Source organism: Nocardioides litoris, from assembly GCF_006346315.1.
In the GTDB taxonomy this organism is placed as follows: domain Bacteria; phylum Actinomycetota; class Actinomycetes; order Propionibacteriales; family Nocardioidaceae; genus Nocardioides; species Nocardioides litoris.
The window spans coordinates 316,979-331,437 of record NZ_VDMR01000003.1; the positions used below are offsets into that span (position 1 = coordinate 316,979).

Sequence of the window (14,459 nt, forward strand, 5' to 3'; positions counted from 1 at the left end):
TGGCGCGCCGGACCTCAGCGTCGGGCCAGGTCGGCGGCGCCGATGACGCCGGCGCGGTTGCCCAGCGAGGCTGCGACGATGGTGGGCACCGGTCGGTGGCCGCGGCCGGCGAGCTGCTGGGTGAAGGCGTCGCGGACCGGCTCGAGCAGCAGCTCGCCGGCCTCGCTCACCCCACCGCCGACGACGACCGAGCCGGGGTCGAGGACGGCCGCGAGGGACGCGATCGCCTCGCCCAGCCAGGTGCCGACCTCGGCGACCTGGGCCACCGCGAAGGCGTCACCCTCGGCGGCCGCGGCGGTGATCATCGGGCCGTCGATGCGGGCCGGGTCGCCGCCCGCGCGCTCGAGCAGGTCGGCCGCGGCCGGGGTGACGGCGAGGGCGCGGGTCTCGCGGACGAGCGCGGTGCCGCTGGCGTACTGCTCGAGGCAGCCGTGGTTGCCGCAGCCGCAGATCCGGCCGCCCGGCACCACGCGCAGGTGTCCGATCTCGGCCGCGGCCCCGAAGCCGCCCCGGAACAGAGCGCCGTTGCTGACGATGCCGCCGCCGACGCCGGTGCCGATGGTCACCATGAGCATGTCGTGGGCCTCGGAGGCGGCGCCGAAGACGAACTCGCCCCAGGCCGCGGCGTTGGCGTCGTTCTCGACGACGACCGGCAGGTGCACGCGGGCCTCGACCTCGCTGCGGAGGTCCTCGTCGCGCCAGGCGATGTTGGGGGCGAACATGACGGTCGAGCGGGCCGCGTCGACGTAGCCCGCCGCCCCGATGCCGACGCCGACGAGCTCGTGGCGGCCGGCGAGCTCGAGGATGAGGCCGGCGATCGCGTCCTCGACCGCGTCGGCGCTGTCGGCCGGCGAGACCACCCGGTGCTCGTCGACCACGTGCCCCTCGGGGTCGACGACCGCGCCGGCGATCTTGGTGCCGCCGACGTCGATGCCGCAGGTCAGGCCGGTGGCGAGCACCGCCGGGTCGCGCGGCAGGAAGCCCGCGACCGGGCGGGCCGCGCCCGAGGAGTCGATGGGGGTGTCCACCGGGGTGCCGGTGGTGGGGCTCGGGGGGATCATTCCTCGTCCTCGTCGTCCAGGTCGATGCGCTGCACGCCGCCCGTCGGGGGCGTGGGCCGGTCGGGGCTGCGGTCGGGGCCGCGGTCAGGGGCGGGCTGGTCGCCCGGGGGCGGCAGGGTGGCCAGCACGCCCGCCACCGCCTGCAGGAACGACGAGGCCGCGGTGGCCAGGTGGGCCCGTACCTCGGGGCTGGCGGCGCGCACCACGTGGACCGTGCGGCAGACCGGGCACCAGGTGCACTCCGGCGCACCGGTCGCCACGTGCTCGTCGACCTCGCGCAGCGCGCCCGCGGCCGTCCCGGCCAGGCCGGTGACCGCGGCGCCGAGGCCGCTGCCGGAGTCGGCCGCCCACTCGGTGAGCGCGCCGAGCAGCTTGGCCGCCTCCTCGCCCACGCTGCCTACGTCGGGCTGGTCGGGCTGGTCGGGCTGGTCGGGCTGGTCGGGCTGGTCGGGCTGGTCGGGCTGGTCGGGCTGGTCGGGCTGGTCGGGCTGGTCGGGCTGGTCGGGCTGGTCGGGCTGGTCGGGCTGGTCGGGCCGGCCCGGCTGGGGGCCCTGGGGGTCTTGGGGGCCCTGAGGGTCATGGGGGTCGTCCATCAGCCCTCCTTCGCGGCCGGGGCGGGGTCGGTGAACCGCACCCGCAGCTCGCCGTCGCGCACCCGGGCGCCGACGACCTGGAGCCGGCTGAGCGAGCTCGGCAGCGACAGCACCCGGCGGTAGGACCCCACGGTCACCACCAGCTCGTCGTGGTGGCGGGCGAGGTCGACCTCGTCGCGGGTGGCCAGCGGCAGCGCGAGGTGCAGCGCGGCCCCGTCGGTCGTCCGGACCACCCGGAACGGCCCGGCTCCGGCCGGCGGGGCGAAGGGGTCGGCGCCGGCGTACAGCGCGGAGGCGAGGCCGGCGAGCGCGGCGACCCCGACGGGCTCCTCGGCGCGGTAGGCCGAGCGCCACAACGGCAGCCCGGCGAAGGACTCCTCGGCCTCGGCGAGCACCGCGTCCTGGGCGAGCACCCAGCGCGCACGCCAGTCGTCGGCGCCCTCGGCCGGGAAGACGCGGTTGGCCACGACGCCGTCGACGCGGTAGCCGAACAGCGACAGGCTGGTCCAGCTGCGGCGGGCCTCGGCGAGCACGACCTGCTCGGGGGTGAGCACGATGCGCACGCTGGCGTCGGGCCCGGCGAGCAGCGCGTGCACCTCGCCGAGCTCGTGGTGCAGCCGCTCGAGCGCGTCGAAGACCGTGCCCCGGGGCATCGGCACGCCCGCGGCTCGGGACAGCACCGGCCGCAGCGCCTTGACGACCCGCTGCTGGGTCGGGAAGACGCGCTGCATGTACCACCCGAGAGCCTCGGGCAGCGCGAGGAGCCGCAGGGTCTCGGCGGTCGGTGCGCAGTCGACGACGATGACGTCCCACTCGTCCGAGAGGGCGTGCAGGCGCAGCTCGAGGAGCGCCAGCACCTCCTCGGCACCGGGGATGACCGTCAGCTCCTCTGCCGCCACCGGGTCGACGCCGGCGACGTCGAGGACCGAGAGGAGGTAGCCCTGGACGTCGGCCCAGGACTGCTCGAACCGCAGCTGGGCGTCGACCTGCTGGACGAACAGGCCGTCGGCCACCGGCGTCGGCTCGGGACCGACCTCGACGCCGTAGGCGTCGCCGAGGGAGTGCGCGGCGTCGGTGGACAGCACGAGGGTGCGGTGACCTGCGGCCGCGGCGAGCGCGGCGGTGCCGGCGGCGACCGTCGACTTGCCGACGCCGCCCTTGCCGGTGAACAGGAGGATGCGCACGAGCGGACCGGGGCGGGCCTCAGCCCAGCGACTCGACGCGCTGCTTGAGGCCCTTCAGCGCGGTGTCGATGAGGATCTTCTCGCCCTTGCGCTTGATCATCCCGATCATCGGGATGGACACGTCGAGGGCGAGGCGGTAGGTGACCTCGGTGCGGCCGCCGCCGAGGTCGGCGAGCTCGTAGGCACCGTCGAGCGCCTTGAGCATCTTGCCCTCGGCCAGGGTCCAGGTGACCTGGCGGTCGCCCTCCCACTGGTAGGCGAGGGTGTACTCGTCCTTGACCGGCGAGACGTCGAGGGCGAAGAAGACCTCGCGCGCCCGGCCGTCCTGCTCCGGGCCGAAGGACGAGCGCACCTCGGCCACCTTCACGCCCTTGGCCCACACCGGGTAGGCCGGGAAGTCGGCGATCACGTCCATCACCGCGGCCGGCGCCGCGTCGACCACGATCGAGGAGGTGGTCTGGTCGGGCATTGGGGGCCTCTTCCGGCGGTGCGAGGTGACGGCGTGGCGGGCGGCGTGGATGACGGAGTGGATGGCGGGCGGCCCGCCGGGCTCCGTCGTACGGCGGCGTGCGGGGGCCTCGGTGGAGGCTACTGGACGGGTGCGTCCCGCACCGCGCCACCCCGGTAGCGTGCCGCGGGTGCGCGAGTACTCGACGCCGCTGACGGTCGACCTGCCCGCCACCGGCAACCTCACCGACGACGTCGTGCGCAACGCCCGGGAGGCGCCGACCACCGCCACCCTCGCCCGGCCGGTCGGTGACGGGTCGTGGGAGGACGTCGACGCCGCGGCCTTCCTCGCCCTCGTGGCCGGCGTGGCCAAGGGCCTCCTCGCCGCCGGCGTCGAGGCCGGCGACCGCGTCGTGCTGATGTCGCGCACCCGCTGGGAGTGGACCGTCCTCGACTACGCGGTGTGGTTCGCCGGGGCCGTCGGCGTCCCCGTCTACGAGTCGACCACCGCCGACCAGCTCGGGCACGTGCTGCGCGACTCCGGGGCGGTCGCGGTGGTGGCCGAGACCCAGGCGCACCTCGACCGCGTCACCGCGGTGCGGACCGGCGGCGACGGGCTCGACGACCTGCGGCACGTCTGGCTGCTCGAGGAGCACGGCCTCGACGTCCTCACCCGGCTCGGCGCCGACGTGCCCGACGCCGTGCTCGAGGAGCGCCGCGCCGCAGCCGGTCCGGACGACCTGGCCACCCTCATCTACACCTCGGGCACCACGGGCGAGCCCCGCGGCTGCATGGTCACCCACGGCAACCTGCGCACCGAGGTCGAGGTCACCGTCGCCGAGCTCGGCGCCCTCTTCTCCACCCCCGCCGACGAGGAGGGCGAGCGCGGGCGGCAGCCCGCGACGCTGGTCTTCCTGCCCCTGCCCCACGTCTTCGCGCGCGTGCTGCAGGTCGGCGCGGTGCGGGCCCGGGTGCGGCTCGGCCACAGCTCCGACGTACGCCGCCTCGTGCCGACCCTGCAGGAGTTCCGCCCGACGTTCGTGCTCGGCGTGCCGCGCGTGTTCGAGAAGATCGTCAACACCGCCTCGCAGCAGGCCGCCGCCGACGGCCGCGGGCCGGTCTTCGACAGGGCGACCGACGCCGCCATCGCCTGGTCGCGGGGGCTGGACTCCCCCAACGGGCGCGCCTCCATCGCCGTCCGCGCCCGGCACGCGGCCTTCGACCGGCTCGTCTACCGCGGCGTGCGCGAGAGCCTCGGCGGCGACTGCACGTTCGCGGTCTCGGGCGGGGCGCCGCTCGGGGAGCGGCTCGCGCACTTCTACCGCGGCTGCGGGATCACCGTGCTCGAGGGCTACGGGCTCACCGAGACCACCGCCGCCATCACGGTCAACCTGCCCGAGGCCCAGCGGGTCGGCACCGTCGGCCGACCCCTGCCCGGTGCCGCGGTCCGGGTCGCCGACGACGGCGAGCTGCTGGTGCGCGGCGGCCAGGTCTTCACCGGCTACTGGAACGACCCGGAGGCCACGTCCGCCGTGCTCGAGCCCGACGGCTGGTTCCACACCGGCGACGTCGGCGAGGTCGACGACGAGGGCTTCGTCCGGGTCACCGGTCGCAAGAAGGAGATCCTCGTGACCGCGGGCGGCAAGAACGTCGCCCCGGCCGTGCTCGAGGACCGCCTGCGCGCCCACCCGCTCGTCAGCCAGGCCCTCGTCGTGGGCGACGGCCGCCCCTTCATCGGGGCGCTGGTCACCCTCGACGCCGACGCCCTGCCGCTGTGGGCCGAGGCCCACGGCCGGTCCGGACGGGGTCGCGGTCCGACCGCCGCCGACCTCGTCGAGGACCCCGAGCTGCTCGCCGACCTGCAGGCCGCCGTCGACGAGGCCAACACCGCGGTCTCGCGGGCCGAGTCGATCCGCCGGTTCCGGGTCCTCCCGACCGACTGGACCGAGGAGGGCGGCCAGCTCACCCCCAGCCTCAAGCTGCGCCGCAGCGTCGTGCTGCGCGAGTTCCGCGACGAGATCGCGGCCCTGTACGACGAGGGCTCGCGTCCCGGTCGCTGACCCCACCCGGCGGGACGACATGCGGGCTGACCTGGTCCGACCACGTCTGACCGGGTGGCGATCGGGTACGGACGGGCAGCCCCGCCCCGCCGTACCCGGGGGCAGGGCACCGACGCAAGCACAAAACCGATGAACTCCGTCCCGGCCCCGTCCACACCCCTAGGGTGAGGACCGACTGGGAGGTCGTCGTCGCCGCGTGCTGGTGACACGTGAGGGAGGGGCGGGTCCTGTGGACCGTCGAAAGCTGTTGTTGGTCGCTGCGGTCGTGGTCGCCGCGCTCGGCGCCGGACTGGTGTTCGTCTACGCCCAGGGTGCGGAGGACCGCGCCCGCGACGACATCGCCACGACCCGGGTCCTGGTCGCCGTGCAGGAGATCCAGGCCGGCGAGAGCGCCGCGGACGCCGCGAACCAGGAGAAGCTGCTCCTCAAGGACGTGCCCAACGACCAGCTGCTCGAGGGTCACGTCGACCAGGGCGAGGCGCTGGCGGACACGGTCGCGCTGACCACGATCTACCCCGGGGAGCAGGTCACGACCAACAAGTTCGGCAACATCGGCGCCCTCGAGGGCCGCTCGACGCTGCCGATCCCCGAGGGCCAGACCGCGATCACGCTCCGCCTCAGCGACACCGGACGGGTCTCGTCATTCACCCAGCCCGGTTCGCGGGTGGCGGTCTACTTCGCTCCCGACCCGGCCCAGCTCGGCGGCAGCCAGGCCGCGCCGAGCGACGGGTTCGCCGCCGTGACCCCCGCGTGCGTCATCGACGACAACCTGCTGGTCCTCGGTGTCGGCACCGAGGCCGTCGACGAGCAGACCGACCCGGCGGCCGAGGAGGCCGAGGCCGCCGCCGACGACGACGTCGCCCTGATCACGGTCGCCGTCGACTCCAAGCAGGCCTCGACCCTGGTCGGCTTCCAGATCGCCGCCGAGCGCGAGAACAGCACCCTGCTCTCCTTCGCCCTGCGCAACGGCGACAGCCAGGTGCAGAACACCCGGGTCTGCGACGACTTCCTCAAGGGCCTGGACAAGCAGCTCGAGCTGGCCCCCGTCCAGGGCGAGAACGCGAACGGCTGAGCGATGCCGGTCCTCGTCGAACCCGACGACCCCACGGTGGAGTCGCTGCTCAAGGCCATGCCGCCGGGCTCCCACGCGGTCCACAACGCCGACCGGATGAAGGCGTGGCTCGACCAGCACCCCGACGAGTACGTCGTCGTGCTGGGTCCCGACCTGGCCCTCGACGACACCCTCGCTGTCTGCGAGGAGCTGCGGGTCGCCCGGCCGACCGTCAGCGTCGTGCTGGTCGCCCGCGCGCTCGACACCACGCTGCTGACGCGGGCCATGAAGGCCGGCGCCCGTGACGTCGTCCAGGCCGACGACCCCGACGCGGTGGCCCAGGCGGTCCGCCAGGCCCACCAGCTCTTCGAGGCCCTGCGGGGACCCGCCGGGGCGCGCCACCTCGGCCGCGTCATCACGGTGTTCTCGCCCAAGGGCGGCGTCGGCAAGACGACGATGGCGGTCAACCTCGCGCTCGCGCTCACCGAGGGCGGCGCCCGCAAGGTGTGCCTGGTCGACCTCGACCTCGCGTTCGGCGACGTGGCCATCACCATGCAGCTCTTCCCCACGCACTCCATCGAGCAGGCCGTCGGGGCGGAGGACTCCCTCGACCTGACCATGCTCGACGGGCTGCTGACCCGCCACCAGGACTCGCTCATGGTCCTGGCCGCGCCCCCGCACCCCGACGTGCGCGAGCGGGTCAGCCCGGTCCTGGTCTCGCGGATCGTCAAGACGCTGCGCGAGGGCTTCGACTACGTGGTCGTCGACACCTCGCCGACCTTCGACGACCAGGTGCTGACCGCCCTCGACGAGACCGACGAGTGCGTCATCGTGGCCACCCTCGACGTGCCGACGCTGAAGAACGTCAAGGTCGCCCTGGAGACCCTCGAGATGCTCGACATCGCCAGCGGCCACCGCCACCTCCTGCTCAACCGCGCCGACGACGCCGTCGGCATCGGAGCCGACAAGGTCGAGTCGATCCTCGGGATGCCCGTGGCCACCCAGGTCTCCACCAGCATGGACATCGCCGCGGCCACCAACGCCGGCACGCCGATCGTGCTGCAGGACCCGCGCCACCCCTCCAGCCAGGCCATCAAGGCGCTCGCCGCCGCCCTGACCGGCGAGCCCGTGGCGCCGCCGACCGGCGCGGGTGACCGCGCCGCGCCGGGTGAGCCCGCCGGGCCGACCGGCGCCGCGCACGCGGCCGACGACCGCCAGCGCGGGCTGTTCCGCCGTCGCAAGGGAGCCTCGTCGTGAGCACGTTGTCCGAGCGCCTCGCCGCCGCCCGCCGGGCCGCCGAGGAGGCCGAGCAGGCCCGCCGCGAGGCCGAGGCCGCCGCTGGCGCCGCCGAGCCCGCCCCGACCCCGGCCGGCGGGGCCCACGCCGCCCCGCGCGAGCCCGAGGGCGGCGTACCCCACGACCCGCTGAGCGACCCGCTGCCCGGCACCGCGGCACCGATCCCGGCCGCTCCCGCGGCCCCTGCCCCGGTCGCTGCCCCGGCCGCTGCCCCGGTCCCGGCTCCCGCCGGCGCCCCGGCCAACGGCTCGCCGACCCTCAGCAAGGTGGCCAGCACCCGGGCCGAGAACGGCCGCCGCACGCTCGCCTCCGGCCAGACCGACCGGCTCGACGAGCTCAAGAGCAGCGTGCACGTCGAGCTGCTCAAGCAGCTCGGCCCCCACCTGTACGACGCTGACATGGACCAGGCCGACCTCGACCAGCGGGTCCGGGTCGTGCTGACCGACGTGCTGGGGTCGCAGGACCGGCCCCTCAGCGCGAGCGACCGGGCCCGGGTCACCCAGGAGATCAGCGACGACATCCTGGGCTACGGCCCGATCGAGCCCTACCTGCGCGACCCCGACGTCTCCGAGGTCATGGTCAACGGGCACCGCCAGATCTACCTGGAGAAGAAGGGCCGGCTGGTGCCGGCCGACGCCCAGTTCACCGACGAGGCGCACCTGCGCCGCATCATCGACAAGATCGTCTCCCGCATCGGCCGCCGCGTCGACGAGTCGAGCCCGATGGTCGACGCCCGCCTGCCCGACGGCAGCCGCGTCAACGCCGTCGTCCCGCCGCTGGCCATCGACGGGTCGTCGCTGACGATCCGCAAGTTCTCCGCCGACCCCCTGACGGTCGACGACCTGATCTCGTTCGGGTCGTTCTCACCGCAGACGGCCGACTTCCTCGAGGCGTGCGTGCGCGGGCGGCTCAACATCATCGTCTCGGGCGGCACCGGCTCCGGGAAGACCACGACCCTCAACGTGCTGTCGTCGTTCATCCCCACCGACGAGCGCATCGTGACCATCGAGGACGCCGCCGAGCTGCAGCTCAAGCAGGACCACGTCGTGCGCCTGGAGTCGCGGCCGGCCAACATCGAGGGCAAGGGCCAGGTCTCGATCCGCGACCTGGTCAAGAACAGCCTGCGCATGCGGCCCGACCGCATCATCGTCGGCGAGGTCCGCGACGCCTCGGCGCTCGACATGCTGCAGGCGATGAACACCGGTCACGACGGCTCCATCTGCACCCTGCACTCCAACAGCCCGCGCGACACGCTGTCGCGCATGGAGACGATGGTGCTGATGGCCGGCATGGACCTGCCGATCCGCGCGATCCGCGAGCAGGTCGCCTCCGCGGTCGACCTCGTCGTGCACCAGACGCGGCTGAAGGACGGCAGCCGGCGGATCACCCACCTCACCGAGGTGGAGCGCATGGAGGGCGACATCATCACCATGCAGGACGTCTTCGTCTTCGACACCAAGGCGGGCTTCGACGCCGAGGGCCGCAACCTCGGCCGCATGCGGGCCACCGGCCTGCGGCCGAAGTTCCTGGAGAAGATGGCCGACGTCAACGTCACCGTCGACCCGCTGATCTTCCACGCGGACCGGTTGTGAGCGCCGGCCTGCTCCCCCGCGCCGCCAGGCGCGCCCTCGGGCTGGTCACCGCGACCGGCCTGCTGCTGCTGGCCTCCGCCGCCGGCGCCTCGGCCGTCGACGGCACCGTCGCGGGCGTCGAGCGCACCGGCTCCGGGCTCGTCGTCTCCGTCGACGTGCCCCCCGACGTCGACGTGCAGCTCGACGGCGTCACCGCGAGCATCGACGGGACGTCGTACGACGCGACGGCGGAGCCGTTCGACGCGGGTGACACCCGGGTCGAGCGCACCACGGTGGTCGCCATCGACACCAGCAACTCGATGGAGGGCGCACGGTTCGCCGCGGCCCAGGAGGCCGCCCGCACCTTCCTCGACACCGTGCCCGACGACGTCCGGGTCGGCATCGTCACCTTCAACTCCGAGGTCACCACCGAGCTCGAGCCGACCACCGACCGCGGCGCCGCCGAGAGCGTGCTCGCCGACCTGCAGCTCCGCCAGCAGACCCAGCTGTACTCCGCGGTCGTCCGGTCGATCGAGCTCGCGGGCACCGAGGGCCAGCGCTCCGTGCTCGTGCTCTCCGACGGCGAGGACACCTCCGGCGCCGAGCCCCAGGTCGTCAACGACGCCGTCGCCGCCGCCCCCGGGGTCGTCGTCGACGTCGTCGCGCTCGACCAGGGCCCCGAGGCCCGCGCCAAGCTCGAGCAGATCACCCAGCCCGACGGCGAGGTGATCGACGCCGGCGCCGAGCAGCTCGCCCAGGTCTTCGACCAGCAGGCCGAGGTGCTCGCCCGCCAGGTCGCGGTCAGCATCGACGTCCCCACCGACGCGGTGGCCGGCGGCTTCGACGTGGTCGTGACGCTCCCCTCGCCCCAGGGCGAGGTGGTCGCCCGCGCCTCGGTGCCCGACCCGATCACCTCGACCGAGACCGCCGACCCGCTCAGCGACATCCCCCAGGCCGCCGGAGCCTCGGGCGGCTCTGGCGTCCCCGGTTGGCTGATGTACGCCGGCGTGCTGCTGGTCGGCGCCGGCCTGCTCGGGGCCGCGCTCGTGCTCGTTCCCCGCGGACCGGTCACGATGTCGGTCGAGGAGCGGGTGACGACGTACACCTCCTCGACCCGGGGCGGGCCGGATCCGATGCAGCCCTCCAAGGCGCCCGAACAACCCCTCGCCGCCCAAGCGAGCGACGCGCTGGCCGAGGTGCTCAAGCGCAACCGGGGCCTGGAGGACAAGATCGCCGCCCGCCTGGAGGGCGCCGGGAGCGAGCTGAAGCCCAGCGAGTGGCTCCTTGCCCACTTCGGCACCTTCGTCGCGGTCTCCCTCGTCGGGCTGCTGCTCGGCCGTGGCAACGTGGTGGTCGGCCTCATCGCCATGGCCGCGGGCGTCGTGGGCCCGTGGGTCTACCTCGGACTCAAGCGCACCCGGCGTCGCAAGAAGTTCAACGCCGCCCTCCCCGACACCCTGCAGATGATGGCGAGCTCGCTCTCGGCCGGCCTGTCGCTCGCCCAAGCCATCGACACGATCACCCGCGAGGGCGCCGAGCCCGTCGCCTCGGCGTTCCGCCGGGTGCTGGTCGAGACCCGCATCGGGGTCTCGCTGGAGGACGCGCTCGAGGGTGTCGCCGCGCGGTTCGACAGCCGCGACTTCTCCTGGGTGGTGATGGCCATCCGGATCCAGCGGCAGGTGGGCGGCAACCTGGCCAGCCTGATCGAGACGGTCGGCGGCACGATGCGCGAGCGCGAGTACATGCGACGCCAGGTCAACGCGCTGGCCGCGGAGGGCAAGCTCTCGGCGATCGTGCTCTCGGGCCTGCCGCCGATGTTCCTCCTGTACGTGATGCTGACCCAGCCCGAGTACGCCGGCGTCCTCCTGACCGACCCCCGCGGGCTGTTCATCCTGGTCGGCGGCTCGCTGTGGTTGGGCGTCGGCATCTTCTGGATGAGTCGCCTGGTGAAGGTGGAGGTCTGACGTGCTGCTCCTCATCCTGGGAATGGTCCTCGTCATCGGCGCGATCGGGATCGCCTACGCCGCCATGACGCCCGAGTCGGACCGCGGGGTGAACAAGTCCCTCGCCGTCCTGGAGGCCATGACCGCCGCCCCCGCGGAGCTGACCAAGGAGCTCGACCGGCCGTTCTCGGAGCGCGTCGTCGAGCCGGTCCAAGCCAAGATGCTGAGCATCGGCAAGCGTCTGACCGGTTCCGACACCGACGCGCGGCTTCGGCGCAAGCTCGACTTCGCGGGCAACCCCAACGACTGGAGCGTCGAGCGGGTCACCTCCTTGAAGGTGCTGGCCGCACTCGTGGGGGGACCTGCCGGGCTGCTCCTCGCACTGGTGTTCGGGGTCAGCGCCCCACTCTTGCTGCTGATGGCGCTCGGCGGCCTGGTGCTCGGCTTCTTCGCCCCCAACGCCTACCTCTACCAGGCGGCGTACGACCGGTCGGAGAAGATCGCGCGGGCCCTGCCCGACGCCATCGATCTCCTCACCATCTCGGTCGAGGCCGGTCTCGGGTTCGACGCGGCCTGCCAGCAGGTCGCGCGCAACACCGACGGTCCGCTGGCCGACGAGTTCGCCCGGATGCTGGCCGAGATGCAGATCGGCCGGTCGCGCCGGGAGGCCCTCAAGAGCCTGGCCGAGCGCACCACCGTGGAGGAGGTGCACTCCTTCGTCGGCGCCATGGTGCAGGCGGACAGCTTCGGCGTGCCCATCAGCCAGGTCCTGCGCGTGCAGTCGGGCGAGATCCGGGTCAAGCGGCGCCAGCGGGCCGAGACCAAGGCGCAGCAGGTCCCGGTCAAGATCACCGTCCCGCTCATCTTCTGCGTCCTGCCGACCTTGTTCATCGTGATCCTGGGGCCTGCTGTGCTCCAGTTCCTCGACAACTTCTGAGCCGATGACCACGAGCCGGCTCTGGGTCGTCACCGCGGGGGCACGCGGCTTCGCGGTGCTCGCCCTCGTCGGCCCGATCCTCTGGTACCGCGACGGCGTCGGCCTCGCGTGCCTCGGCGCGGCGGCGGTGGTGTGGCTGGCGGCCAGCCTGCTGGAGCGCCGTCCGGGGCTGACCTACTCGGTCTCGATCCTCGAGGCGGCGGCCATCGGCGTGATCTGCGGGGCGGCGCTGGCCAGCACGCAGACGCTCCTCCTGGCCCTCGCCCTGCCGCCGTTCGTCGGCGGCGTGGTCCGTGGCCTCTTCGGCACCTGGCTGGCCATCAGTGCCGAGCTGGTCACCGTCGTGGTCTCCGCGCTGGTCGCTCACCAGACCATCACCGCCGAGCAGGGCTTCGCCATCTTCACCTGGGTCCTGGCGGGCCTGGGGCTGGGCATGATCGGCACCTTCGTCAGCGCAGGTGTCGGCGCCGCCGTCGACGAGCTGGCGCCGTACCTCGACGCCCAGCGCCTCATCCGGCAGCTGCTCGACCTGTCCACCGACCTCAGCTCGGGCCTCGACGTGAGCACCCTGGCGGGGTCGCTGCTGGCCGAGATCGGCGACCACCTGCCGACCACTGCGGTGGGCATCTACCGGCCGCGGGGCGAGTCCCTGGTGCCCCTGGTCTCGGGTGACCACGGCGACTCCCACGTGCTCGACGACGCGGAGGAACTCGCCGTGGAGTCGTGGGCGCGGTCGGCCCCGGTGCTGCACGACCACACCTTCGCCTTCCCGATCGGGGACTCCGTGGTGGCCGCGGGTCGGTTGGCGGAGCAGGCCGAGCTCGACGTCCCCGAGGTCGAGCGGACCATCCTGCGGCTGCCCGAGGACCTGCGGGCCAAGTCAGTCCAGCTCGACACCGCCCTGCTGTTCTCCGACTTTCGCGACGCGGCCTCGGCCGACGTGCGCAAGCGTCTGGCGCGCGAGATGCACGACGGCGTCGCGCAGGACATCGCCTCTCTCGGCTACCTCGTCGACGCCCTGGCAGCGCGTCCGGCCGACGAGAAGCAGGCCAAGGCGTTCGCGATGCTGCGCGAACGGATCACCAAGATCGTCGCCGAGGTCCGGCAGTCCGTCCTGACCCTGCGCACCAGCATCGGCGAGTCGGAGAGCCTCGGCGCTGCCATCAGCACCGTGGCCCGTCACCTCAGCGAGTCCTCCCGCATCCCCATCCAGGTCACGCTCGACGAGCACTCCACCCGGCTGCGGCCCGAGGTCGAGGCCGAGCTGTTCCGGATCACCCAGGAGGCGATGAACAACGCCATCAAGCACGCCCAGTGCAGCACCATCGAGGTCAACTGCCAGGTGCACGCACCGGCCGCCCTGATCACCGTCACCGACGACGGGCGCGGCCTGCAGAAGGGCCGCAGCGACTCGCACGGCCTGAAGATCATGCGCGAGCGCGCCCGTCTCGTCGGCGCGGAGCTCGCCATCGACGACTCCCCCGGCGGCGGGCTCTCCGTCGCCGTCCGCATCGGGTCCCCCCGGTGACCGCCCCCCACCCCTTCCCTGAAGGGGATCCCGAGGACAGAGTGACAACATGAGTGAGCCGATCCGCGTCCTGCTCGTCGACGACCACGAGCTGATCCGCAGCGGCCTGGGCGCCGTCATCGACCTCGAGGACGACATGGACGTCGTCGGCACGGCCGGCTCCGTGGCCGAGGCCCGTGCCCAGTACGAGGCGCTGACGCCCGACGTCGTCATCGCCGACCTGCAGCTGCAGGACGGCACCGGGCTCGACATCGTGCGGAGCATCCGCAAGACGAGCAACGAGACCGGCGTCATCGTGCTGACCATGCACTCGGGTGACGACCAGATCTTCGCCGCCATGCAGGCCGGAGCGTCCGGGTTCGTCGGCAAGGACGCGCCCTCCTCGGAGGTCGTCAAGGCCGCCCGCCACGCCAAGGTGTCGCCACGGGCGTTCGTCTGCGCGGGCCTCGTGGGCGCGATGATGCGGCGGGCGTCGGGCGAGTCCACCAGCCTCACCGAGCGCGAGCACGACGTCCTCCTCCTGCTGGCCGACGGGCTCGGCGCGGCGGCCATCGGCGAACGTCTCTACCTCAGCGAGTCGACCGCCAAGTCCCACATCGCCCGCATCTACCAGAAGCTCGGTGCCGCCAACCGCGCCCAGGCCCTGGTGACCGCCATGCGCATCGGCCTGCTGTCGTCGATCCAACCCACCGAGCGGTGACGGACGCGCAGCGACGGTAGTCCGGACGGGCTACTCGGGTCCGTACGGCGACCCGATGTGACGGGGCCCGGGAACCGGAAGAGTTCTC

At 73.5% G+C, this 14,459-nt stretch carries 12 protein-coding genes; 8 read left to right on the forward strand and 4 right to left on the reverse strand.

Annotated elements, in window-relative coordinates; translation table 11 throughout:
• Positions 1–14: 14 nt before the first annotated feature.
• From FJQ57_RS13680 to FJQ57_RS13695, 4 genes are read right to left on the reverse strand one after another with little or no spacing between them, the layout of a single operon-like run.
• Positions 15–1,061, reverse strand: a complete 1,047-nt coding sequence (locus FJQ57_RS13680; protein ID WP_139981166.1) for an ROK family glucokinase — start codon at positions 1,059–1,061, stop codon at positions 15–17.
• A complete protein-coding gene (locus FJQ57_RS22990; protein ID WP_211348922.1) occupies positions 1,058–1,654 on the reverse strand; it encodes a hypothetical protein in 597 nt (198 codons plus the stop codon). Before FJQ57_RS22990 ends, FJQ57_RS13680 begins: the two co-directional genes overlap by 4 nt.
• On the reverse strand, positions 1,654–2,838 hold the full coding sequence (locus tag FJQ57_RS13690) for an ArsA family ATPase (protein ID WP_139981168.1): 1,185 nt from the start codon (positions 2,836–2,838) through the stop codon (positions 1,654–1,656). The genes FJQ57_RS22990 and FJQ57_RS13690 overlap by 1 nt, the downstream gene beginning before the upstream one ends.
• A 19-nt stretch (positions 2,839–2,857) precedes the next feature.
• Positions 2,858–3,307: an SRPBCC family protein gene (locus FJQ57_RS13695; RefSeq protein WP_139981169.1), complete on the reverse strand. Its 450-nt coding sequence runs from the start codon at positions 3,305–3,307 to the stop codon at positions 2,858–2,860.
• A 169-nt stretch (positions 3,308–3,476) separates the two neighbouring features.
• On the opposite strand from FJQ57_RS13695, the gene FJQ57_RS13700 reads away from it, so the two are divergent.
• The 8 genes from FJQ57_RS13700 to FJQ57_RS13745 all read left to right on the forward strand — a co-directional run bounded on the left by FJQ57_RS13700 (position 3,477) and on the right by FJQ57_RS13745 (position 14,371).
• The gene (locus FJQ57_RS13700; protein WP_139981171.1) at positions 3,477–5,345 is read left to right on the forward strand and encodes an AMP-dependent synthetase/ligase; all 1,869 of its coding nucleotides are present in this window, start codon (positions 3,477–3,479) and stop codon (positions 5,343–5,345) included.
• A gap of 229 nt (positions 5,346–5,574) precedes the next feature.
• Positions 5,575–6,417 (forward strand): Flp pilus assembly protein CpaB, encoded by an 843-nt coding sequence (gene cpaB / locus FJQ57_RS13705; RefSeq protein WP_170219435.1) that lies wholly within the window; start codon positions 5,575–5,577, stop codon positions 6,415–6,417.
• Between the two features lie 3 nt (positions 6,418–6,420).
• Positions 6,421–7,653, forward strand: a complete 1,233-nt coding sequence (locus FJQ57_RS13710) for a CpaE/TadZ family protein (protein WP_139981175.1) — start codon at positions 6,421–6,423, stop codon at positions 7,651–7,653.
• Positions 7,650–9,284, forward strand: coding sequence for a TadA family conjugal transfer-associated ATPase (locus FJQ57_RS13715; RefSeq protein ID WP_246081804.1), 1,635 nt, complete (start codon positions 7,650–7,652; stop codon positions 9,282–9,284). Before FJQ57_RS13710 ends, FJQ57_RS13715 begins: the two co-directional genes overlap by 4 nt.
• On the forward strand, positions 9,281–11,227 hold the full coding sequence (locus tag FJQ57_RS22575; protein ID WP_170219436.1) for a VWA domain-containing protein: 1,947 nt from the start codon (positions 9,281–9,283) through the stop codon (positions 11,225–11,227). The genes FJQ57_RS13715 and FJQ57_RS22575 overlap by 4 nt, the downstream gene beginning before the upstream one ends.
• 1 nt (position 11,228) lies before the next feature.
• Entirely contained in the window at positions 11,229–12,143 is a 915-nt protein-coding gene (locus FJQ57_RS13735; protein WP_139981177.1) for a type II secretion system F family protein, read from the forward strand.
• Positions 12,144–12,147: 4 nt separating this feature from the next.
• Positions 12,148–13,671, forward strand: coding sequence for a sensor histidine kinase (locus tag FJQ57_RS13740; RefSeq protein ID WP_139981179.1), 1,524 nt, complete (start codon positions 12,148–12,150; stop codon positions 13,669–13,671).
• 49 nt (positions 13,672–13,720) lie between these two features.
• Entirely contained in the window at positions 13,721–14,371 is a 651-nt protein-coding gene (locus FJQ57_RS13745; protein WP_139981181.1) for a response regulator transcription factor, read from the forward strand.
• Positions 14,372–14,459 lie beyond the last annotated feature (88 nt).

Coding starts and splice junctions, on each gene's coding strand:
- FJQ57_RS13695 (WP_139981169.1), bottom strand. CDS start 3,307: ATGCCCGACCAGACCACCTCCTCGATCGTGGTCGACGCGGCGCCGGCC.
- FJQ57_RS22990 (WP_211348922.1), bottom strand. CDS start 1,654: ATGGACGACCCCCATGACCCTCAGGGCCCCCAAGACCCCCAGGGCCCC.
- FJQ57_RS13745 (WP_139981181.1), top strand. CDS start 13,721: ATGAGTGAGCCGATCCGCGTCCTGCTCGTCGACGACCACGAGCTGATC.
- FJQ57_RS13680 (WP_139981166.1), bottom strand. CDS start 1,061: ATGATCCCCCCGAGCCCCACCACCGGCACCCCGGTGGACACCCCCATC.
- FJQ57_RS13740 (WP_139981179.1), top strand. CDS start 12,148: ATGACCACGAGCCGGCTCTGGGTCGTCACCGCGGGGGCACGCGGCTTC.
- FJQ57_RS13710 (WP_139981175.1), top strand. CDS start 6,421: ATGCCGGTCCTCGTCGAACCCGACGACCCCACGGTGGAGTCGCTGCTC.